The organism is Pseudomonas sp. FSL W7-0098, from assembly GCF_005930585.1.
GTDB lineage: Bacteria > Pseudomonadota > Gammaproteobacteria > Pseudomonadales > Pseudomonadaceae > Aquipseudomonas > Aquipseudomonas bubulae.
This window is the reverse complement of sequence record NZ_RXHW01000001.1, coordinates 43,350-65,676: the sequence shown is the minus strand read 5'-3', so window position 1 is coordinate 65,676 and position 22,327 is coordinate 43,350. Positions and strand designations below refer to the sequence as shown.

At 56.2% G+C, this 22,327-nt stretch carries 19 protein-coding genes, 1 tRNA gene and 1 pseudogene; 7 read left to right on the top strand and 14 right to left on the bottom strand.

Features of this window, described 5'->3' with window-relative positions:
* Positions 1-93 precede the first annotated feature (93 nt).
* Positions 94-1,197: an alkene reductase gene (locus FHL07_RS00315; RefSeq protein WP_138737916.1), complete on the top strand. Its 1,104-nt coding sequence runs from the start codon at positions 94-96 to the stop codon at positions 1,195-1,197.
* A gap of 48 nt (positions 1,198-1,245) precedes the next feature.
* Here FHL07_RS00315 and FHL07_RS00310 read toward each other — a convergent pair whose 3' ends face one another.
* The 3 genes from FHL07_RS00310 to FHL07_RS00300 form a co-directional block, all read right to left on the bottom strand.
* A complete protein-coding gene (locus FHL07_RS00310) occupies positions 1,246-2,193 on the bottom strand; it encodes a LysR family transcriptional regulator (protein WP_138737915.1) in 948 nt (315 codons plus the stop codon).
* Positions 2,194-2,354: 161 nt separating this feature from the next.
* Entirely contained in the window at positions 2,355-2,798 is a 444-nt protein-coding gene (locus FHL07_RS00305) for a nuclear transport factor 2 family protein (protein WP_095000034.1), read from the bottom strand.
* A gap of 168 nt (positions 2,799-2,966) precedes the next feature.
* A complete protein-coding gene (locus FHL07_RS00300) occupies positions 2,967-3,860 on the bottom strand; it encodes a LysR family transcriptional regulator (protein WP_095038871.1) in 894 nt (297 codons plus the stop codon).
* 109 nt (positions 3,861-3,969) lie between these two features.
* Between FHL07_RS00300 and FHL07_RS00295 the strand changes: the two genes are divergently transcribed.
* Genes FHL07_RS00295 through FHL07_RS00285 form a run of 3 tightly spaced genes read left to right on the top strand, consistent with a single transcriptional unit; the run spans position 3,970 to position 6,293 of the window.
* Complete coding sequence (locus FHL07_RS00295; protein WP_095000032.1) at positions 3,970-4,629, top strand: ankyrin repeat domain-containing protein; 660 nt, start codon at positions 3,970-3,972, stop codon at positions 4,627-4,629.
* 19 nt (positions 4,630-4,648) lie between these two features.
* A complete protein-coding gene (locus FHL07_RS00290; protein ID WP_130871356.1) occupies positions 4,649-5,110 on the top strand; it encodes a nucleoside deaminase in 462 nt (153 codons plus the stop codon).
* Positions 5,097-6,293, top strand: coding sequence for a CynX/NimT family MFS transporter (locus tag FHL07_RS00285; protein WP_138737914.1), 1,197 nt, complete (start codon positions 5,097-5,099; stop codon positions 6,291-6,293). Before FHL07_RS00290 ends, FHL07_RS00285 begins: the two co-directional genes overlap by 14 nt.
* A 26-nt stretch (positions 6,294-6,319) precedes the next feature.
* Here FHL07_RS00285 and FHL07_RS00280 read toward each other — a convergent pair.
* The 11 genes and pseudogenes from FHL07_RS00280 to FHL07_RS00230 form a co-directional block, all read right to left on the bottom strand.
* A pseudogene (locus FHL07_RS00280) lies at positions 6,320-6,403 on the bottom strand (colicin E5-related ribonuclease); the annotation flags it as partial.
* 492 nt (positions 6,404-6,895) lie between these two features.
* Positions 6,896-7,366 carry a hypothetical protein gene (locus FHL07_RS00275; protein ID WP_138737913.1) on the bottom strand — a complete coding sequence of 157 codons (471 nt, stop codon included), beginning with the start codon at positions 7,364-7,366 and terminating at the stop codon, positions 6,896-6,898.
* Positions 7,367-8,259: 893 nt separating this feature from the next.
* On the bottom strand, positions 8,260-8,619 hold the full coding sequence (locus FHL07_RS00270) for a hypothetical protein (RefSeq protein WP_095024597.1): 360 nt from the start codon (positions 8,617-8,619) through the stop codon (positions 8,260-8,262).
* A gap of 3 nt (positions 8,620-8,622) precedes the next feature.
* Positions 8,623-10,008, bottom strand: a complete 1,386-nt coding sequence (locus FHL07_RS00265; protein ID WP_138737912.1) for a hypothetical protein — start codon at positions 10,006-10,008, stop codon at positions 8,623-8,625.
* Positions 9,977-13,357, bottom strand: a complete 3,381-nt coding sequence (locus tag FHL07_RS00260) for a two-partner secretion domain-containing protein (RefSeq protein ID WP_138737911.1) — start codon at positions 13,355-13,357, stop codon at positions 9,977-9,979. Before FHL07_RS00260 ends, FHL07_RS00265 begins: the two co-directional genes overlap by 32 nt.
* 333 nt (positions 13,358-13,690) lie before the next feature.
* Positions 13,691-14,962 (bottom strand): OmpP1/FadL family transporter, encoded by a 1,272-nt coding sequence (locus tag FHL07_RS00255; RefSeq protein WP_138737910.1) that lies wholly within the window; start codon positions 14,960-14,962, stop codon positions 13,691-13,693.
* Positions 14,963-15,500: 538 nt separating this feature from the next.
* Positions 15,501-15,576: transfer RNA gene (locus FHL07_RS00250), tRNA-Gly, on the bottom strand.
* Positions 15,577-15,639: 63 nt separating this feature from the next.
* The gene (pgsA, locus tag FHL07_RS00245; RefSeq protein WP_016781234.1) at positions 15,640-16,197 is read right to left on the bottom strand and encodes a CDP-diacylglycerol--glycerol-3-phosphate 3-phosphatidyltransferase; all 558 of its coding nucleotides are present in this window, start codon (positions 16,195-16,197) and stop codon (positions 15,640-15,642) included.
* A 32-nt stretch (positions 16,198-16,229) separates the two neighbouring features.
* The gene (gene uvrC / locus FHL07_RS00240) at positions 16,230-18,053 is read right to left on the bottom strand and encodes an excinuclease ABC subunit UvrC (RefSeq protein WP_095000028.1); all 1,824 of its coding nucleotides are present in this window, start codon (positions 18,051-18,053) and stop codon (positions 16,230-16,232) included.
* Between the two features lie 2 nt (positions 18,054-18,055).
* A complete protein-coding gene (gene gacA / locus FHL07_RS00235; protein ID WP_095000027.1) occupies positions 18,056-18,694 on the bottom strand; it encodes a response regulator transcription factor GacA in 639 nt (212 codons plus the stop codon).
* A 116-nt stretch (positions 18,695-18,810) separates the two neighbouring features.
* Positions 18,811-19,191, bottom strand: coding sequence for a helix-turn-helix domain-containing protein (locus FHL07_RS00230; protein WP_095000026.1), 381 nt, complete (start codon positions 19,189-19,191; stop codon positions 18,811-18,813).
* Between the two features lie 81 nt (positions 19,192-19,272).
* Here FHL07_RS00230 and FHL07_RS00225 point away from each other — a divergent pair, with 81 nt between their 5' ends.
* The 3 genes from FHL07_RS00225 (at position 19,273) to FHL07_RS00215 (ending at position 22,249) form a co-directional block, all read left to right on the top strand.
* Complete coding sequence (locus FHL07_RS00225) at positions 19,273-19,515, top strand: DNA-binding protein (protein WP_095018455.1); 243 nt, start codon at positions 19,273-19,275, stop codon at positions 19,513-19,515.
* Between the two features lie 654 nt (positions 19,516-20,169).
* Positions 20,170-21,258, top strand: a complete 1,089-nt coding sequence (locus tag FHL07_RS00220; protein WP_095000025.1) for a 3-deoxy-7-phosphoheptulonate synthase — start codon at positions 20,170-20,172, stop codon at positions 21,256-21,258.
* Between the two features lie 109 nt (positions 21,259-21,367).
* On the top strand, positions 21,368-22,249 hold the full coding sequence (locus tag FHL07_RS00215; RefSeq protein ID WP_095000024.1) for an esterase/lipase family protein: 882 nt from the start codon (positions 21,368-21,370) through the stop codon (positions 22,247-22,249).
* Positions 22,250-22,327: the final 78 nt, after the last annotated feature.

Genomic DNA, 22,327 nt, shown 5'->3' with positions numbered 1-22,327 from the left:
TTGGAATCCAGGGCCGATTATCCGGGATCAATATCACCGTATATTGACCCGGACTGGCGCCACGCAGCGCCCCACACCGGAGGTCCCTGCCCTATGAGTATTCTGTTTTCTCCATACATCTTGTCGGGAATGGAACTGAACAATCGTGTCGTGATGGCGCCCATGACCCGTGCCCGCGCCTTGAACGATATTCCTGACGCTTTGACGGTGCTGTACTACCGCCAGCGTGCAAGCGCCGGCCTGATCATCAGCGAAGGTGTGCCGGTTTCCATCCAGGGCCGCGGCTATCTGTTCAACCCCGGCCTTTATAATCAGGAACAAGTGGAAGGCTGGAAGCACGTCACCCGGGCCGTGCATGAGGACGGCGGCAAGATCTTCGCCCAGCTCTGGCATGTCGGCCGGGTATCCCACACCACGCTGCAACCGGACGGCGGTGCGCCGGTGTCATCCAGCAACAAGTTGGCGGCCAACTCCATGACCTATGCCTATGACGAGCACGGTCAACCGGGCCCGATCCAGGCCAGCCAGCCGCGCGCGCTGTCGACCGAAGAAGTCGGAGCGATCAAAAATGACTTTGTTCAGGCTGCCCGCCGGGCTATCGAGGCGGGGTTTGACGGGGTCGAAATTCATGGCGCCAACGGCTACCTGTTCGAGCAGTTTATCAATCCGTGTGTAAACGATCGTACCGACCGTTATGGCGGCTCAATCGAAAACCGCATTCGCCTGCTGCTGGAAACCATTGATGCGGTTGCCGACGCCATTGGGCGTGGCAAGGTTGGCGTGCGTATCTCGCCGTTTGGCCGCCTGTTCGACATGGCGCCGTTTGATGACGAAGCCCAGACCTGGGTCGCGGTGGCTCACGCCATTCATCAACGCGACATTGCCTACGTGCACTTGAGCGATCAATTAACCATTGGCGCCGAGCGCATGCCCGAAGGCTTTGCGCAGACTTTTCGCGAGTCGTATCAAGGCACACTGATTGCCGCTGGCGGCTTTGATCGCGAGTCGGCGCAAGCCGCACTGGAATCAGGCGCCCTGGACCTGGTCGCGTTTGGGCGGCCTTTTATTGCCAACCCGGATCTGGTGGAGCGGATGAAAAATGACTGGCCGATTGCAACCCCGGACCGCGCCACGTTCTACGGCAACAGCGGCGAAAAAGGCTATGTCGATTACCCCTTCCACTCGCCGAACCTGTAACGGTATTCAGCTGCAGCGCTTCACGTCATGGAGCTTGAGGCGCTGCATTCATGAACCCTGGGGGTTGGGCGGGCCCTGATCCGGGCGAAAAAGCCCGGCATCGCGTCGGGCCAGTGCCAGCAGTTCATCGACGACCATTCTGATCTTGGGCTGTATGTAGCGCGTGCGTGGCCAGATCACGTGAATAGGCATCTCGGCACCGGCATATTGCTCAAGTACGGGCACCAGCAACCCCTGCTGGATATGCGCCTGCACCAGCCAGGTGGGCAGTTGGGCCAGGCCGCCCCCGGCCAGTGTCATGTCCAGCAACATTTCACCGTCTCCCATCTCATGCTTGACCCGCACGTCGTGCTCGTTGGTCTGCCCCTTTTCATCCACCAGCATCCAGCTTTTGCGAGTGCCGTTGCGCCAGCCGACAATGCAGTCATGCCGCAGGAGATCAGCCGGTGCCTGGGGCGTGCCATGCCTGTGCAGGTATTCGCGGGTTGCGCAAATCAACAGGCTCTGGCTGCCCAGCTTGCGGGCCACTATTTCAGCGTCATCCTTTAATGAACCGATTCGGACCACAAGATCGATACCCTCATTGACGATATCCACCAGCCGCTCACTGAAGCTGATGGAGAGATCGAGCTGCTGGTATCGCACCGCCATATCGATCAAGGTCGGCAAAATATGTCGGCGACCAAAGGCCGCCGGCAGATCGATCCGCAACCGACCGACAGGCTCCTGTTGGCCGGTGGTCAAAAAGCCCTGGGTCTCGGCCAGTTCATCCATTACCCGCAGGCAACTGGCCAGATAGGCCTCACCCTCGCTGGTGAGGTTCAGGCGCCGGGTGGTGCGATGCAAAAGCTTGACGCCAAGGCGCGCCTCCAGGCGAGTCACGCTCTTGCCAACGGCGGAACTGGTCACGCCAAGCTCCAGGGCTGCCGCTGTAAAGCTCAGTGACTGGGCCGCAGACACAAACTCACGAATACCGTCAAATGGGTTGCCCGTCATTATGGCGTCCAAGGCTAAAGTTTAAGGATCTGCAGCTGAACAATAGCAAAGCCATGCAGTAATAGAGGGGTAAAACCCCGGGGCTTACCTTCTGCGCAAACAAAAATGCGCCCTGGATAAAGGCGCATCGTTCATGCTCAATCCTCGGAGCTGGCCCTGGATCAGGCTGCACGCTCAGGCCAGACCACTTCAAGGCGGGTATGGGTGATACGCCACTCGCCATCGATACGCCGGTACGTGTCGGCGTACAGCCCGAGCAACAGCAGCGGGTTCGGATCGGGCTTGGATGCGGTCTCGAAATCAATCAGGTAGCAACGCCCTTGCGCGGTATCGGGCCCGGTCAACTTGATCCAGTGGTTGGCGATCGCATGCAAAAACGGATAACTGCCCTGGTGGTCGCGATCGAAGAGTTTGAAGGCATCATTAAGGCCACTGCGGATGGCATCTATACCCGTCATTTTGCCGACCGTAACCTCCACCACCGCATCTGCCGAGAACACTTCGTCAAGGGCGTCGATAGTGTTGCTGTCCAGATGATGTGCATAGAGGGTTCTGAGATTGCGAATCTCTTCGCGATCAAGCAACGCTTTGAGTTTGGTATCCATAACCTGTGACCTCTGTAGTGACTGGCTTGCCTGTGAAGGCGCTGGCCTGCTCAGGACAATCAGCTCCTGACCTGTAAAACCTCTACTTTAGTCATGTTCCAGCACAAGATAATCACCCATAAATTCCAAACATTCTGGAATCACAGGATCAAATTGTTTCACTCTCACTCAACTGGCCGCGTTTTGAAGGGCTCGTTCACCAGCCTGCTCATCGTTAGCAAGCGTCTGGCACAGATCCAGCAGCTGGCATTGCAGCAATTTGCCCGCATGGCTCAGACCGTTTTGCCCATACAACGCCAGAAATACCCCCTGGATATCCGGCAGGCCGCTGCCGGCATCAATTACCCTGTGTTCCGGACTGATCACCCGCAACGGCAACAAGCTGATACCCAGGCCCGCCGCCACGGCGGCGCAGACACTGGCCAGACTTGCGCTGGAGTAGTTGATGCGCCAGCGCCATCCCCCCACTTCAAGGTGATGGAGCATTTCATTGCGGTACAAACCGCCCACCGGAAACGCCACCAGCGGCAAGGGCTCGCGCCCCAGTGCGGGCGCTGAACGGCTGTCCACCCAACACATGGGTTCGGGCCAGCAAGCCAGGCAATCATCGCCCTGCCCCATCTGCTTGACCAATAACAGGTCGAATTCATCCTGGCGATAAAGCCGCATCAGTTCAGGGCCCAAGCCGCTGGTGACTTCCAGGCGCACTCCCGGGTGCTCCAGGCCGAACCGCGAAAGGATCGGCATCAAGCGCTCGGCAGCAAAGTCTTCAGGCACGCCGAGGCGCAACACCCCCTCACTGGCCTGGTTGAACAGCACATCGCGGGCTTCCTGATCAAGCGCCAGAATGCGCCGCGCATAGGCCAGCAGGCGCTCACCTTCAGGGGTGGCAATCACCCGGCGCTGTTCGCGGTCGAGCAGCTTGCAGCCAAGGCTGTCCTCCAGACGGCGGATCTGCTGGCTGACCGTCGACTGGGTGAGATGCAGACGCTGCGCCGCCCGGGTGAAATTGGCGCAGTCCACCACCGCGACAAAACTGCGTAACAGTATGGGATCAAGCATCCGCCTCACCATTCACATTGCCACTTTAAGGCATGGCTATATTTAATTTCAGAATACCTGCTGCGCTGACCATACTGGCTTTTCACGGGATGTAAAAGAGGGCTCAACCATGGGCAGCCTGACACGCAAATGCGGCCTGCTGACGGTCGCGCTGTTGATAATGGGAGCGGTGATGGCAAGCGACAAGACACTCCTCAATGCCGTCAGCGACGGCGAACTGGACAGGGTCCAGCAACTGATCAGTGAAGGCACGGACCTCAACGTACAGGCGCTGGATGGCAGCAGCGCGCTGCTGCTGGCAACCCGATCGAACCAGATCGAAATCGCCCGGGCCTTGATCCAGGCCGGGGCCGACGTCAACCAGAAGAACCTGATGCGTGACAGCCCCTATCTGTTGGCAGGCGCCAGTGGGCGTAACGAAATCCTGCAAATGACCCTGGCTCACGGTGCCGATCTGCAGAGTACCAACCGCTATGGCGGCACCGCCCTGATCCCGGCATGCGAGCGCGGACATGTTGAAACGGTACGCCTGCTGATCGCAGCAGGGGTTGATCTGAACCATGTCAATCGCCTGGGCTGGACCTGCCTGATGGAAGCCATCGTGCTCTCCGACGGCGGCCCGGCGCATCAGCAGATCATCACCCAGCTGATCAATGCCGGTGCCGACCTGAACCTGCCGGACAGCGACGGCCACACCCCCCTGCAACAAGCGCAGCAGCGCGGCCAGGGCGTGACCGCACAATTGCTGCGTGATGCCGGCGCGCACTGAATCACACCCTGGAGTTGTTATGCATAGCGATGAGTTTTACCTGCAACGCGCCGTGGCCCTGGCCGCCAACAACGTTGCCGGCGGTGGCCGGCCTTTTGCTGCGCTACTGGTCAAAGACGACCAGGTGATCGTTGAGGCCGTCAACACCCTCCATATCAGCCAGGATCCGACTGCACACGCAGAACTCTTGGCCATACGGGCTGCCAGCCAGCAACTGGGCCCGCGCCTGGAGGGTTGCGTGATCTATGCCAGTGGCCAGCCTTGCCCCATGTGCCTGAGTGCCATGCACCTGTGTGGCGTAACCCGAGTGGTGTATGCCGCCAGCAACCCGCAGGGGGAACCCTTCGGGTTGTCTACGGCAGCGATTTATCAGCAACTGGCGCTGCCGTTGAGCGAACAGACACTGGCGATACAACACATACCCCAACCGGCCATGGTCGAGATCTATAGTGACTGGAAAGCCTGCCATGAGCCTGGATAAACACCCTGCGCGGGTGTTCGCCAATTGGGCATTGCTGGTGGTGCTGGGGCTTAACCTGCGTCCGCTGCTCAGCTCCATCAGCCCGCTGTTGCTTGAGATCCGTCATGACACGGGCATGAGTTTCCAGAGCAGTGCCTGGCTGACCAGCCTGCCAGTGATCTGCATGGGTCTGGTGGCCTTGCTCGGCGTACGCCTGCAGGCAGGCCTGGGTGAGCGCCGTGGCGTGGCCCTGGGCTTGTCGATGATCCTGGGCGCCTGCCTGTGGCGCTTGTCTGCCGATCAGGCAGAAACCCTGATGGCCACGGCCTTGTTGGGCGGTGCCGGGGTTGCGCTGATCCAGGTGCTGGTTCCGGCGCTGATCAAGCGCCAGTTTGCGCAGCGGGTTGCGCTGGCTTTAGGGGTGTACTCCGCCTCCCTTATGGCCGGCGGCGGCCTGGCTGCACTCGTCAGCCCGCTGGTGGCCGGCCATTTTGGCCATTGGCAGGCCGGTCTGGGGATTTGGCTTGCGCCTGCTCTGGTCGCACTGGTGCTGTGGGGCTTATTGCCCTTTGCCAGCGGTGCCCGAACGGCGGGCGAGCCAGCCATGCGCCCGTGGCGCAACCGGCGCGCATGGTTACTGGCGCTGTACTTCGGCCTCGTCAACTGTGGCTATATGAGCATGGTGGCGTGGTTGCCCGCCTACTATTTGCAGATGGGCTGGAGTGCAGCACAAAGCGGCTCGCTTCTGGCGTTCATGACCATTTTTCAGGTACTGGCTGCGCTGGTGATGCCTGCGCTGGCCCACCGCAGCACGGACAGGCGCCCGCTCTTGGCGGTCAGCCTGGGAGCGCAGGCACTGGGCTATAGCGGACTGGTCATGTGGCCGCTGGAATCGCCGTATGTGTGGGTGGCCTTGATTGGTTTTGGCCTGGGTGCCTGTTTCGCCCTGAGCCTGATCCTGACCCTGGACCATTGCCGCAAACCCAGCGAAGCCGCTCAGCTTGCAGGGTTCGTGCAAGGCGCGGGATTTCTTGTCAATGCGGTATCGCCATGGCTGACGGGTTGGCTTCGCGAACTCACGGGGAGTTTTGTTACTGTCTGGTGGGTTCTGGTTGTGGCGGTTGTTGCAATGCTGCTACTGACGCGGATTTTCAGCCCGCAGAGTAATATACGCTGTGGCGGAATCATTCAAGCAGCTGCCTGAAATGCAATCAAAACGAAGATCTGTCGTCACAATAGTTTTTGCTGGATTTCAATTACAGACTGGATAGCATTTTCCGTCCATCCTCGTTTACCCATTTGACCGGCAATTTTTTGACTCGATTGCTATAGATATTCCTTTTGCACCCTCTTAACTATAACTATTTTAATTTTTTCAACTGCCTGATTCAACAGAAACATAAATTCTTCAAGCTCAAAACTCCAAGTCCCGTCTTTAGCAGACGGTTATATTTCTATCTCAACTGATCTTCCAGGCTCGTGGGATACTTCAGCTAGTTGATCAGCGTCCATCCAGATTTCGAATACTAAATTTTCTCGATCTGGAGGGCTGCTCATCAAAGAGGATAGATGTGTCATGGCTTCGGTGGTTCCAGCAGACCAATAAATCCCCCACTCGCATCGTAGCGAAGCCCCCTTCCGTCGGGAGCAACTACATCTATAGCTTTCCCAAACCTCCCGGAGTCTTTGTAGGTTACGGTCGACGCGGGATTACTCAGAATATCATCAGCTATTTTTTGACCTTGAGCATTGATTTCGGAAGGACTGCCTTTGACGCTAGCAAGGATACATGCCTCTTTGCCCCCATCAACTCACAGAGATAAGGCTCAGCCCCTCACTGATCACTATTTCCTCTGGGATCTCATCATAGATAAAAAGCTCATCTCCTAAGTTTAAAATGGATAGGCAAAAACCGTTATCAAACGAAAGAGCAACGCCCACCACTATGTCTTCTGCTAAGGACTGCACAAGTAATGCTGACACCAACCTCCGTCCTACAACATCGGAGAAATAAAGCTCACCAGAGATACAAAAAATATCTTGCCTACCGTATTCACCTAAATCGCAGTTTGAAATCGGACTCAAAGAAAAACAGAGAGACGCACCATCAGGCCCTCCATAGAGCCTCCCAAACTCAGACTGTTCGAATAGAAGGCCAACCTCTTGAGGGGCAGAATCCCTCTCGAAACAGAAAACATGGAATAGAGCATTTACTGACAGTAATTTCTTCCCGAGCACTGTTAACATCCAGGTAATCATAAGCTCAGGAGAGTTCATTACCTGATGCCCTCCTTCAATGCACTCTGTACAGATGGATTCAGAGCTACCCCATCCTTCAGTATAGTAACGAACGTTCCATCAGGCTTGGTAACAACCACATCATTACCCTTAACTCTGAAAAACACATCACCTCGTGCGCCATTTACACCTTGCCCAGCAAAAGTCCCGGGGATTACCTTTTCAGGATTACCTCCAACGTCATAAATTTTATCGAGTACCATTTTACGATCTCTTGGGCTAGCCGCGTTGCCGCCAAAATCCTCAACGTGCTTACCGGGTTTTGCACCAACTAAACTATTAGTTTATGCAGTGAAATTTTACTATCTGAAAATTTAACCACACCTTTTGTAACTGACAGACACTCATCAGACTCAGTCACGCTAAGACCGCAGCCTCCGAAACCCAAATAAACGCCAACACGGACTTCGCCTACATCACTTATCCTATACTCATATACCGGCAATAATTTCAACCCCGGGTATTTATCAACCCCACTTAGTGACTTGATTGGATACGCAAACTCATCATTTATCTCAGACAGCTTCAGCAATTCCAGATCTGAATCCAGCTTTAAAAAACTTTGACACTCCCTCGCTAACTGTTAATGAGACCCAGCCTGAATCACACAACTTAAAAAATATCAAGAACTCACAAAACAGATCACCAACCATAAAAAATGAGCGGACTCTGACATCGTGCAACACCTCATTGATCAGCACCGTCTTTATGCCCTCCACACCAAGCATGCTTTGTTAGCGCTCTAGCAGCTTTAGTCAAGCCTTCTTTGTTGATAGGTTCACCCGTCGTAGCGATCAGTACGTTACTAGTGCGTCCACCGAAATTCTGGAGAGCAATTGCCGATCCTTTTGCACCAAAAAAATCTTATAGCATTAAGTATTACCTAAATAAACGGCCCCGTCCGAGAACTCCATCAGCCAAGGCTCAGTTGATAACGAACAAAATGCATTCAAGATGCGGCCATCAGACAATTTGAAAAATGGATCGATTGGCTGAGAATCAATAAGCCAACCCACCTCAATAATAGACAAACCTAAAAGATCAGAAACATGGTCAAGGGCGTCGTCATCCCAACAACCGAAAAGCAGTTCCCGCCCCTTAGAAACGCGCCACGCACTCTCAGTCCGAAAGCTCCAGTCCGCCGAAAAAAGCATCAAAGTATCGCCATCCCAAAATACTCTTTCAATTTTAATAGGCAACAAAAGAGCCACGGCTTGCAACAATTCACTCATCTTTTAGTCCACTTGCTCAATATGCGTACGCTTTCTAATCCACTGCTTCCGCTCAGCCTTCGATAAACCTTGCGGGGGCTGCGGCGGATTTCCAGTAGTAGGGTCAACAGGTCCGCCATTAGCGTTCTCGAATGACGCGCGCCGAGGACTCCGACCATCCGCCTGCATCACCCGAACTCGCGAACCATCAGGCAAGATGTATTGAGTTCCGACCACATTTCCGCTGGTCGGAGAAACTACTTGTTTTGTTGGGTACCCTGCTGTTTCAAAATTAGCAATCATCTTAGACTGACTTTTAGGAAGATTCACTCCAGAGATATGACTAATTGACCCCACATTTGCTTTTGCACCAACACCCGCAGCAGCCTTACCAGCCGCCAATTTGGCAAGAACCGCCTCAACAACAACCTTGGCGCCCTTACCTGCCGGCATCAACAGCATAGCAGCATCAAGCTCGGGCGCTATGGTTGTAATCCCTTTGCCTGCCAAATCTGACAAACGCTGGGTAGCCGATTTTATACCTGACTCAGTACTGGACAACGCACCCATTTCTTTCGAATGCGCGCTGGTTTGCTCCTGGCCGTATTGCCGCCATTGCTCATACACCACGCCTTGACCATGCAAGACTGACGCATTGAACAGCGTTGAGTCATTGAACTGTTTTTCGGTTGCTCTGAACGCGAAGGCTTTCTCGCCATTGGCAACAATTTGGCTTCCATCGCCCCACTTCAGAGGGATTTTCTGTGCCGCCAGTTGCCCAATAATCCCTTTGGCAATATTCAGGTCATCGATAAAATTTCGGGACTGCGGATCATTGCCTGTGGACTGCGCAACCAAACCGCTCAAACGGGCTTCATCAGCAGCATCCAGGGCGCCACCCGCAGCAATCATCAACAAATCCAGCCAAAGGGCACTGGATCTTGGCGCTCCCAGGGTTTTGTAAAGCTCTTCGGCCTTTTTCTCCAGAACCGGAATTTCTTGTTGCTTATGCAGCTGCCTATTGAAGGCTTCCACACCAAACCCTGCCCCACCTGCCACCACAGCCTCGCCGGGCCCACTTCCAGCCCCCGCAGAGGCTCCAACGCCTGTCGCAATCAATGCAGCTATAGCATCTTGTTCCTGACGAGACAGCCCACTGTCTTTCAGCGCCTGACCCACCGATGGCATCAACGCCGCAGAGGCTCCAGCTCCCAGAGCACCCGCCTGCGCATTGCCGCTGGACAAACCTATTGCCGCACCCGCCAACGCATGCAGCAAGACACGAGCTGCACCGCCTTCATCCCAGGCTGCCTTTACTGCACTGTCCGTAGATTTATCTCTTTGCGCGGTAGCGAAATCACCGATTTTTTTAAAAATCTCACTGGATGATACGTTCGCAACAACACCCACAGCCGTACTGCCCGTTGCCCCTCCCACCTGTTTCGCCGCTGTTGTCGAAGGCGTTGCCGGTTATTGTCAGCAGACGCTTGACGTAGAGATTGCCGCCGCGATTGTCAAAAGCGTCGGTGGTCACGAGGGCATCGTCCACTTGCGCTGAGATTTTCCCGCCGACGTTATCGATACTGCCCGCGATCAGATTCAGACGCTGGCCCTGGATGATCCCTGCCACACCGTTGCGCAGTACACCGACTACGCGAGCATTGAGGGCTTGCTTGAGGCTGCCAAGCTCACCACCACGGTTATCCAGGTTGGCGGCCTTGATCGCCAAATCACCGTTTTGGGCAATCAGTTTGCCACCCTGATTGTCGATATTTTCAGTAATGTCCAGTTCTAAGCCGGTCTTGCCTTGCACCTTGCCCTTGGCGTTGTCCAGGCGGCTAGCGGTAAGTTTGAGCTCGCCGTCCTGGCTGTAGATCAGGCCGTCATTGCTGTTTTGCACCAGGCCACTGACGCTAATGTCCAACTTGCCATCTGCCGCGACTGTGCCGCGATTGCGGTTGTCCAGGCCAGCGGTCATCAGGCTCAGCACGCTTCTGCTGACCAGCTCACCGCCCTGGTTGTCGATCTGCGCCGCCCGCTGGATCAATAGCGGGCCACCGCTGGACAGCTTGCCGCGGGTGTTGGTCAAGGTGCCAGGCAGGTCGAGGGTTGTGGCGGCGGCACCTTTGATACTGCCAGCACTGTTGTCGAGATCACGTGCACTCAGATACAGAGCCGCACCACTGTCAATCACCCCGCCCTCGGCGTTGTTCAGCCAACCACTGATATCAAGGGTTTGGGCGCCAGCACTGGTTATATTGCCCTGACCGCTGTTGTCCAGGTTGGCCGCTGTGACGGTCAGGTTTTTTTGGCTGACCAGAATACCTGTACCGCTATTGAGAAGGCTGGAGCTGAGATGGGCATCAAGGTTGCCGTAAAGACTGGACAGTTTGCCGCTGTTGCGATTGTCGAGCGTTGTACCGGTGGCATTCAAGCCCTGCCAGCCGGAGATCAGCCCGCCCTGATTGAGCAGGTTGTCACCATTGATGACCAACAGGTTGTTGCTGATCAGCTTGCCGCCCGTATTATCAAGGTTGCGGACACTCAGGCTAAGGGTTTGCGTAGTGGAAATCTCGCCGCCACGGTTGTTCAGGTCACGCAGGTGCTTGAGGGTCAAAGGGCCTGCTGTGGTGATCAGGCCGCCCATATTGTTGAGATCGCCTGTGGCAGTACCCAAGTCGAGCGTGATGGCCTTGCCCTGCAGCGAACCCTTTTCGTTGTTCAACCCACCACTGCTGATAGCAAGTTGGCCTGCGCTGGAAATGCTGCCCAGGTGGTTGGACAACTCAGTCGCAGAGAGGCTTAACCCGCCTTCACTGCTGATCAGGCCCAAGGTGTTTGCCACGCCGGCACTAAGCTCAAGACGGCTGTGTTTTTCGCTGGTAAGCCTACCGCCCGTGTTGTCCAGGCGAAAACCCGTCAACGACAAACCAGCCTGGCTCGACACTTCGCCTTCACGGTTATCGATATCGGCCACATCAAGCGTCAGCCCTTGAGCGCCGCCGACCAGGCCTTTATGACGGTTGTCCAGGATATTACTGCTCAGTTGGACGGCACCTTGGCCGATCAGTTGACCTTGCTGGTTGTTTAGATCCTGCACTTGAACCTTGAGGTTCTGCTTGCCGGAAATCTGGCCGCTGCTGTTATCGAGGCGGGTTGCAGTTACGCTTGCGTTGCCGTCGGCTATCACTACGCCACTGTAGTTATGCAATGTGCCATCAACGGCCAGGCGCATCTCACCCTGACTGCTGAGCATGCCAGTGCGGTTGTCCAGGCTGCCGATCCGGGCGTCGATGCTGCTGGCTGAAACCAGACCTTGGCTGTTAAGTAACCGATCAGTTTTGAGGTCGAGACTGGTGCTACTCAGAATCCGCCCTTTGTTCTGGTTATCCAGAGTGTCTGCACGGATGCTGGCGGCCTGTTTGGCGCTCAGCGTGCCACCCTGATTGCTCAGGATTTGGGCGCTAGCTGTCAGGTGACGACTGGCAATGATGCTGGCGTTTGTGTTCGCAAGCGTTTTTGCGTCGATGTACACATCGCCATGACTGTTGCGGGAATGGTCGGCATTGACCCCGGCCTCGATAATGCCGCGATTGGTCAACTGCGCGCCGCTGGAGAGCTTGATGCTGTCACGTGCGATAAGGTTTTTACGGCTGCTCAGGTCGCCTTGAGCCTGCATATCCAGTGTGCTGCCAGCATAGATCGCCTCTTGGGCATCGAGACTTCCAGCCTTGCCTGTGATCGCACTGCTGGCCGTGACTTGAGCCATACGCAAATGCCCATTGGCATCGAGCTGTATATCCCCGCCACTGGCCGCCAGCGTGCCGTCCAGCTTGACCCCGACACCGGCCTCGGTACCCACCAGCCTGATGGCGCCCGCATACATTCCGCCCAAGGCGCTGGAGTCAATTGCCAACTGCGGCTTGGCGCTGCCGTCATCCGCGCGCGCAGTGGCGTGCAGGGTCCGGGCATTGACGTCGTTGCGACCGGCAATCACCGTCAAGTGACGCGCATTGATCTGGGCGTTGATCTTCGCCGAGCGGGTGATGATGTCGAAGCGATCGATATTACTGGCGTTCAAACCCTGACCGTCAATGGTCACCGTACCGCCATCAACCTGATAACGATCCAGACGACCATTATCAAACAGGGGTTTGCCCGTGCTAAGCGTGACACTGGGAGTATTGATAAAACCGCAGCCATTACAGGTAATACCGTAGGGGTTGGCCACGATCACCTTGGCCGACTGCCCCGCCACTTCGGTATAACCGCGCAACTGGCTGGGACTGCCGCCGTTGACTTCGTTGAGGATGATATGGGCGGCGTTGCCCTGCAGGTTCGGGTTGCCTAGGATGATGCCGCCCAGTTGGGTCGACTGGGTACGGTCAATGCCGTTGTTGAGGATCAGGCCATTGGCACCGACGTTGTAGTCATTGAACTGGTTATGCGACAGACCGCTGCCATTGGGTGCAGCAATATTGACGATCGGAACGCCATTACCCGCCGCTCCCAGGCTGGTGCCTGGCCCGCTGACAACGATGCCTTCGGCCTGCACCAGCAGTGGTTGCCAGAACAGCGCATTGGCCAAAATAAAGGCCAGGCCACGTTTAGGCATGCCCAGGAAAGATTCCCGGGCATGCAGTGCTGCTGAAGACTGGCGGGCCAAGAAGGCTGAATGCCGATCATCCCTGTCGGTTTCTGGGGATAACAAACCCAGCTTGGCCAGGCTGCCCGGTACAACCGGAAATAATGACCTCATCCCGAGATAACATCCAAACATGCTCACTCCATCCGTGATTCGCCAAACTTGATGAGTGAGGCAAAGTCTTTTCAACGAGACAATTCGCAGGCAAAAGCCTTGGCGCGTCTCCGGGTAGGGTAAGTATTGGATATGTTTGAATGAAAAGAGTTAGGACGCTTCCGATATCAATAGCGAAACGTCTCTTCAGAGCAGCTGACTGTCACTGCCATAAATTTGATCTGTCGTAGCACGCCCTAGGGTTTGAGCCAGATATGCGCCGCAATAAATGCGAAACATATCTGGCCCTACTCTGCTTCAGATCACTGCAGTGATATTGCGTAAACCCGCAGATCAGAAACGATAGGTGATCGAAGTACCAAAACCGCTCGCGCTGTTTTTGTAGGTAGAGCTGTACGCGCCCTTGGAAGCCGAACTGTCGTTGACCTTGGTACTGTCTTCCCACAGGTAGGAGTACGCCAGGTCGATCGTCATGTTACTCACCGGCGTCCAGCCAGCGCCGAAGCTGATGGCGGTACGGTCACCGGTGGGGATACGCGGCGAACGGTTGCTGTTGTTGGTCGGCGACTCATCGACTGACAAGCCCGTGCGCAACACCCATTGCGGATTCAACTGATACGCGACGCCAATGGCGTGGGCCCAGGTGTCGTGCCAGTTCTGCTCCTCGGTAATGGTGCTCAACGAGCCGCCAAGACGCGGGCTGACATCACTGTTCTGAGCGGTAATGTCCTTGAGGCGGCTCCAGCGGGTCCAGGTGCTCCCCGCATACAGAGTCCAGTCATCATTGAGCTGGTGAGTGACCGAGAAGTCCACGGACTCCGGCGTGTCCAGGTCCAGCTTGGCATCGTAGCTCTGGCCGCTGAGGCCCAGCAGGCTGAAGGTACCGCCAGTGACCTTGGTAGTGCCCTTGAGGTTGTAACTGACCTTGGAGTGATACGTCAGGCCCACACGGGTGCTGTCAGTGGCCTGTACCAGGATACCGGCGTTGAAACCGATGGCCGTGTCATCGCCGCTGATCTTCACCTTGCCGTCGTTACTGCCCGGGGTAAGGGCATTTGGCACTTGTGAAGTCAGTTCACCGTCAATGCGGTTGATGGTCGGACCAAACCCGATCGACACCTTGTCATTGAAGGCATAGCTGACCGTAGGCTGGAACGTCATGACTTGAATCTTGCTTTTATTGGCGAAGTGGCGGCCGGCGAAACCACTGCCATAGTCCGTAATCAAACCAAACGGCACATAGAAACCGACACCGAAAGCCCAGTGTTCATCAATCGGCTTGACGTAATAACCCATTGGCACCGCAGTCAACGGCACCATATCGCCGTCTTCCTTGCCGCCAAAGGTACTGCGGGTATGGCTGATATCGGTTTTCGCCACGAGCAAGGCAGCACCTGCACTCACCTGCTCCTGTTTCAGGCGCGCCATGCCGGCAGGGTTGCCGTAAACGGTACTGGCATCATCCGCGGAGGACGATCGACCGGCGAAACCGGTGCCCATACCGCTGATACTTTGTTCATTGATTGCAAGACCGCTGGCAAGTAGCTGAGACGACGCAAGTGCAACGGCAAGACCGAGGGTGGTCTTGAAGAATAGTTTTTTCATTATTAGAGGTCCAGTGATCAACGGGGCGCAAACTACCAATATTCCTGATCCGTTGCCAGAGCCTGTTATATAGAAATCAATTGCCTTGTAGGACAATACAACAAGAGCGCGCCGTTATTCAGCGGGCGAATACCCGCTGATGGGCAGAGCTGATCAACTGATTGATTTCGCTAACATATTAAAGCGCTAAAGATCATTAAACATGATGCACTAAACATGAAATCGCAATCTGCTGTCCGGGAGCTGATGGCGCCGGACTTGAGTGAAGTGGATCGCTGGCGGGGCAAGTGCGCTTTTCTTGAAAGAGCTGCGAACTTTAAATAAACCCATATTCAACGTCTCAATCAAACAGGCCAGGGAATAGCAAACGGTTGGGCATTTAATAGATCAATACGCTGTGTCGGGCGCACATCATTTTCAGCCCGCGGCTTCAGAAGAGCGATTCAGCATCCCCGAATAAAACGCCAGAAACGAAAAAAGGACCCGAAGGTCCTTTGTTCTGCCCTTGCGAATCCGATTGAATTCACTGGGCCATGTTTGGAGCGGGAAACGAGACTCGAACTCGCGACCCCGACCTTGGCAAGGTCGTGCTCTACCAACTGAGCTATTCCCGCTTGGTGATACGCATTCTATAGAAATCTAATAACGCGTCAAGCCTTTGTTTTAAAAAGTTTTATTTATTTTACCGAGGTGGTCTTCAGATGCGGCCAGGCAGCCCGCAAATACTGGAGCATCGACCACAGGGTCAAGCCGGCAGCTACCAACAGCAACCCGTACCCTACCAATACCCAGAAGCTGAAGTCCGACGGATTGGCCAGCAGTATGACCAGAGCGAGCATTTGTGCTGCGGTTTTCCATTTGCCCATGTTCGAGACCGCAACCTGGGCCCGTGCCCCCAGCTCCGCCATCCACTCGCGCAACGCGGAGATGACGATCTCACGGCCAATAATCACCGCCGCCGGCAAGGTCAGCCACACGTTGTGATGCTCTTGCACCAGCAACACCAAAGCCACAGCCACCATCAACTTGTCGGCCACCGGATCCAGAAAGGCACCAAAAGGCGTGCTCTGCTCCAGCCGGCGGGCCAGGTAGCCGTCAAGCCAGTCGGTCGCCGCCGCAAAGGCGAAGACTGAGCTGGCGGCTGCATAACTCCAGCTGTAAGGCAGGTAAAACAACAAAATGAAGAAAGGAATAAGTAGAACGCGTAGTACGGTGATCAAATTAGGGATATTCATCGGCACAACTGGCTACGAGGTGAGGTGGCATTCTACTCGCTGTGCAGGTTTGCATAAATCAACTCAGCGAGCTTTTTACTGATCCCGGGTGCTTTGGCGATCTCCTCGATGCTTGCACGAGATAGCTCCTGTAAGCCACCAAAATGTTTCAATAAATCTCGGCGGCGGGTCGGCCCTACCCCTGCAATGCCTTCCAGCGTTGAGGTTCGACGGGTTTTTCCGCGTCGCGCCCGGTGCCCGGTAATTGCAAAGCGGTGGGCCTCGTCACGGATTTGCTGGATCAGATGCAAGGCCGGCGAGTCACCCTTGAGGGTGAATTCATGGGCCGCATCATTCAGGTAAAGCGTTTCAAAACCGGCCTTGCGCGTCGTACCTTTGGCCACGCCAAGCAAAATCAGGTCGGGTACTGCCAACTCATTCAGCACATCACGGGCCATCGACATCTGCCCCTTGCCACCGTCGACCAGAAGAATATCCGGCAGTTTGCCCTCTCCCTCCTTGAGTCGACTGAAGCGCCGCATCAGTGCCTGGTGCATGGCGGCATAGTCGTCGCCTGGCGTGACACCTTCAATGTTAAAGCGCCGGTAGTCGGACTTGATCGGCCCCTCGGGGCCAAACACCACGCAGGACGCCACAGTGGCCTCGCCGCTGGAGTGGCTGATGTCATAGCACTCCAGGCGCTGCGGAATCTCGTCGAGTTTCAATACCTGGGCCAAGGCTTCAAAACGCGCCGCCACATGCAGGCGATTGGTCAGGCGGGCCATCAGCGCTTGCTCGGCATTGGTGACCGCCAACTGCTGCCAGCGCGCCCGGGTGCCGCGCACACGATAGCTGATCGCCAGCTCTCGGCCACGCAGCTCGGCGATTGCATCGATAATCGCGCCGAAGCTCTCATGCTCCACGTTGACGATCAACTCGCTGGGCAGGTCGCGCTCGGGACTGCTGATGTAGTACTGGCCAAGAAAGGCCGCCATGACTTCGGCGACATCTTCCTCAATACCTACCTGAGGGAAAAAATTCTTGCTGCCCAGCACACGCCCGCCGCGCACGTTGATCAGGTGCACACAGGCGCCGCCCGGGTTGACGAAAGCGGCAATCACGTCCACGTCGCCGTTACCGCCCTCCATGCTTTGCTGGTCCTGAACCCGGCGCAGCAAGGAAATCTGGTCACGCACCTCAGCGGCACGCTCGAAGTCCAGCGTGCTGGCAGCCTGTTCCATGGCTGCGTTCAACTCATCGGTCAGGGCACTGCTACGCCCTTCAAGGAACATGATCGAATGGCGTACGTCCTCGGCATATTCCTGCGGGTCAACAAGGCCGACGCAAGGCGCCTTGCAACGCTTGATCTGGTACTGCAAGCAAGGTCGCGTTCTGTTTTTGAAGTAGCTGTCGTCGCACTGACGCACCAGAAAAGTCTTCTGCAGGATACTCAGACTTTCACGGATGGCGCCGGCGCTGGGGTAAGGCCCGAAATACTTGCCTTTCAGTTTTTTGGCACCGCGGTGAATACTCAGCCGCGGGTATTGACCATCCGACAAAAACACATAGGGGTAGGACTTGTCGTCGCGCAACAGGATGTTGTACGGCGGACGCCACTCTTTGATAAGCGTCTGCTCAAGCAACAGCGCTTCGGTTTCGTTGGCGGTGATAGTGGTTTCAATTTGCGCGATACGCGCAACCAGTGCAGCCGTCTTGGGCGCCAGGCCGGTTTTGCGAAAATAGCTGGCCAGGCGTTTTTTCAGGTGCTTGGCCTTGCCCACATAGAGAAGCCGCGCATCACTGTCGAACATGCGATACACGCCGGGTCGACCACTACAGGTCGAAAGAAATGCACTTGCATCAAACACGTCTGTCATCTCTAACCAGCATCAACCATGCCGTGACGAACGGCCAGCAAGGCCAGCTCAACATCGCTCTTGACCGAGAGCTTCTCGTAAATACGGTAGCGATATGTGTTTACCGTCTTGGGCGACAAACAAAGCTTGTCAGAAATAACCTGAACCTTCTGACAGCCAACAATCATCAGGGTGATCTGGATTTCGCGCTCGGACAAGGCATCGAAGGGAGAGTCGCTGGCAGGCTGAAAAGATTTGAGCGCCAGCTGTTGTGCCACTTGCGGACTGATATAGCGCTGGCCTGCGAACACCTGGCGAATTGCCTGAACCATTTCAGCCAGACCGGCACCTTTGGTCATGTAACCCGCCGCGCCTGCTTGCAGCAAGCGCGTAGGAAAAGGGTCTTCTTCACACACGGTCACAGCGACAACCTTGATATCCGGGTGGCTGCGCATCATCTTGCGAGTAGCCTCAAGACCACCAATGCCAGGCATTTTGACATCCATCAGAACCACATCCGGCTTCAATTCACGAGCCTTGAGCAACGACTCTTCGCCGGACTCGGCCTGACCGACCACCTGCAGACCTTCGATATCGGCCAGCATTCGTGTGATCCCTGTACGCACAAGATCGTGGTCATCGACCACTAGAACCCGAATCAAGTCGACACCTCGCAAATTGGTCTTGGTTGATTGCCGACACCTTAGCAAAAACTAAAGCACCAACCTATCGACTTGCGTCAACTATCCCTGCCAAAGCATTAAATCCTTTTAAACATTCATTCCTTGACGGGATCTACCTCCTTAGGATCACGGCGTTCCTTTGCCGCTTGAGGTGCCGATAACTCTGCCAGGGTAGTGGTGAGGCGGCGAATGGCGTCCTGATCCTCCTTGTGCAGCACCCTGTAACTGATCAGCACCTTCTCTTCAAGATGACTCAAATTATCGAGCAGGGTCGGGGTTGGACTGCCGGTCAACACGTAAAGCACGTCAACACCCCGGGCAGCAACGCGCGACAAGTAATCTGCCTTGGGTGCGCGGTCACCATTTTCATATTTGCCCTGGGCATTAGCCTCGACACCACCGATTTCGCCAAAAGTTTTTTGCGACAAACCTAGCCGCTCTCGCTCCTGCCGCAAGCGCAAACCAATTCCACTCATTTGGATGTAGGATCCCATTTTAAACACCCACAAGGATGGTATAATCGATAAATATTAAACAACTTTGAACGGTTTTGAACTATGACCGGAATTCGTACCGCTGCACAAGCCAAGGCATGGCTGGAACACCAGGGAAAGTCCGTTCAAGAGTTCGCTCGGGAACATGGCATAGACCCGGCTACCACTTATCAAGTGCTCGCCGGGCGCAAAAAGGGGAAACGTGGTGAAGCCCACAAGGTGGCGGTTCTTCTGGGCATGAAGGACGGGATCATTCCGTCCCAGGGCACGCATCTGACAGAAGCTAAGGATGATGAGTTAGCTTGAGTATGCGCCTAATCGGGCGGCAGGCCCGATTTAGTGTTTATACTGGCTCAGAGGCCCGATTACAGGGCTCTGCGCCCTGCCCCGGCATTGCACACGTGCAGGCCAATAGTGATCGTGGGAGTTCCAGATAGTATTTTCTTATTGAATCTGCCCGTTCGCCTCGCGTAAGCTGCAAACCATCAATCGGAGACCACCCATGTTGCATCACGCCACCACCGCCATCTGTATGACCATACGCCAATCGCGTCTGGCTGCTGCTGTGTGCGCGAACAACATGCACTCCACAGCACGATTTTATTTTGGGTATTGGTTTAGCCACTGGCGCGCCTGATACCCACACGGCGCCCACTACTTAGGGGTCGCCTGACAGAGAATTCTCACCCCCGGTCGGCTTCCCGACCGGGGGTTTTGTTTTTTTGGCCCCTGACATTTTCTTGAATTGAGGATTTACCCCATGAACTACGCCACTTATTACCGTTTCGACCTTTGCACTGCATGGCGATTTATCAGCCGCCGTTCGGGACAGCCTGCCGCCTCCGAACGGACCCACATTGGTGGCACGCACGTACTTACAGCCAGTCTGGCCAATTGTCGAACACCCCACTAGGGCTGAGCGCGCGGGACAACCCGCCGCCTGCCCAGGAAGCCCGAACCATGAACGCATCCGTATCCGCCCTGCCAACCGTACACGCTGTATCTGCCCCCGTGACGACCCGTCGCCTGCCCACGGCAGCACAACTCAAACAGCAACTGCCCCTCAGCGATGCCCTGCGCGTCCAGATCAGCAGCCAGCGCCAGGCCATTCGCGCCATCCTTGACGGTGAAGACTCCCGTTTACTGGTGGTGGTCGGCCCCTGCTCCATCCACGATCCCGTCGCCGCCCTGGAATACGCCAGCAACCTGGCTGCCCTCGCCCATGATGTGCGCGACGACATGCTGCTGGTAATGCGTGCTTACATTGAAAAACCGCGCACCACCGTGGGCTGGAAAGGCCTGGCCTACGACCCGCACCTGGACGGCAGCGATGACATGGCCCACGGCCTGACCCTTTCGCGCGAATTGATGCTGGAGATGCTGCGCATGGGCCTGCCGGTCGCCACCGAGCTATTGCAACCCATCGCCGCCGGCTACTTCGACGACTTGCTGGGCTGGGTAGCTATTGGCGCCCGCACCACGGAATCGCAAATCCACCGCGAAATGGCCAGCGGGCTTGATTTGCCGGTGGGCTTCAAGAACGGCACCGACGGCGGCGTGGCCATTGCCTGCGACGCCATGCGTTCCGCCGCCCACAGTCATCGTCACTTCGGCATCGACAGCCAGGGCCACCCGGCAATCGTCGAGACCCGTGGCAATCCCGACACCCATCTGGTGTTGCGCGGCGGCCACAGCGGTCCCAACTACGACCGCGCCAACGTCGCCAAGGCTCGTGCAGGGCTTGAGAAGTCCGCCATCCCGGCCCGCATGATGGTCGATTGCAGCCACGCCAACAGTGGCAAAGACCCGCTGCGCCAGCCGCAAGTCTTCAATGATGTGCTTGAACAACGTCTTGCCGGCGATCACTCGCTGATCGGCATGATGCTCGAAAGCCATCTGTTCGAAGGCTGCCAGTCCCTGGGTGCAAACATGCGCTACGGGGTCTCGGTGACCGATGGCTGCCTGGGCTGGGACGCGACCGAGCAACTGCTGCGTAACGCCGCACATCAGTTGCAAACACAGCGCCACACCGCCAAGGCCATCGCCTGACAGACGCGTTCGGCTAACCACAGCGCAACCCGGGACAATGCCTACGGTTGCGCGAAGCCGGTATCGACTAAGGTGTTTTTATGATTCAAAAACACCTGGAAAATAGCCCATGGACGACTCAGCCAATACCAAGTATCCGATATTACTGGTACACGGCCTCTTCGGTTTCGGCCGCATAGGCCCATTCAACTACTTCAAAGGCATCAAGCAAGCGCTCGGCGGATCGGGCGCCCGGGTTTTCGTACCGATCATCTCGGCCGCCAACAACAACGAGACCCGGGGCGAGCAGCTGCTTGAATACATACGCGGGGTTTGCTCGCGCACCGGGGCAACACGGGTCAACCTGATCGGCCACAGCCAGGGTGCCCTGACAGCCCGCTATGCGGCAGCCGTGGCCCCCCTTCTGATCGCCTCCGTCACCTCCGTCAGCGGACCGAATCATGGCTCCGAAGCAGCGGACCGCTTGCGCCAGGCCTTCGTGCCCGGATCGCTCCCCGAAACCGTCGCCGCCGCCCTGACCACCTCGTTTTCCAGTTTCCTGTCCGCGATCACCGGCCACCGGCAATTACCGCAACACGCCCTTGAAGCCCTCAACGCGCTGACCACCGAAGGCGTTGCCGCCTTCAACCTGAAATACCCCCAGGGCCTGCCCGCCACATGGGGCGGCATGGGCCCCGAGCAGGTCAATGACGTTCTTTATTACTCATGGAGCGGCATCATCAAGGGCTCACGGTTGTCGGAGTCGCTAAATCTGCTCGACCCTCTACACAATGCCTGCCGCATCTTTGGCAGTTTCTTTACCCGCGAGAGCAAACAGAACGACGGGCTGGTCGGACGTTTCAGCTCGCATCTGGGCCATGTGATCGGCTCGGACTATGCAATGGACCACTTGGACACCATCAATCACCTGGCCAGAATGAACCGCACACGCATTGACCCTGTCGCCCATTACCTCGATCACGCCAGACGACTAAAGGCAGCGGGAGCATAAGCCCACCGGCAAACCCGCAACGAAATATAGCTAAGCGCACTTTTTGCCGAGAAAAACCCTACTGAATCCGGTAGGCTC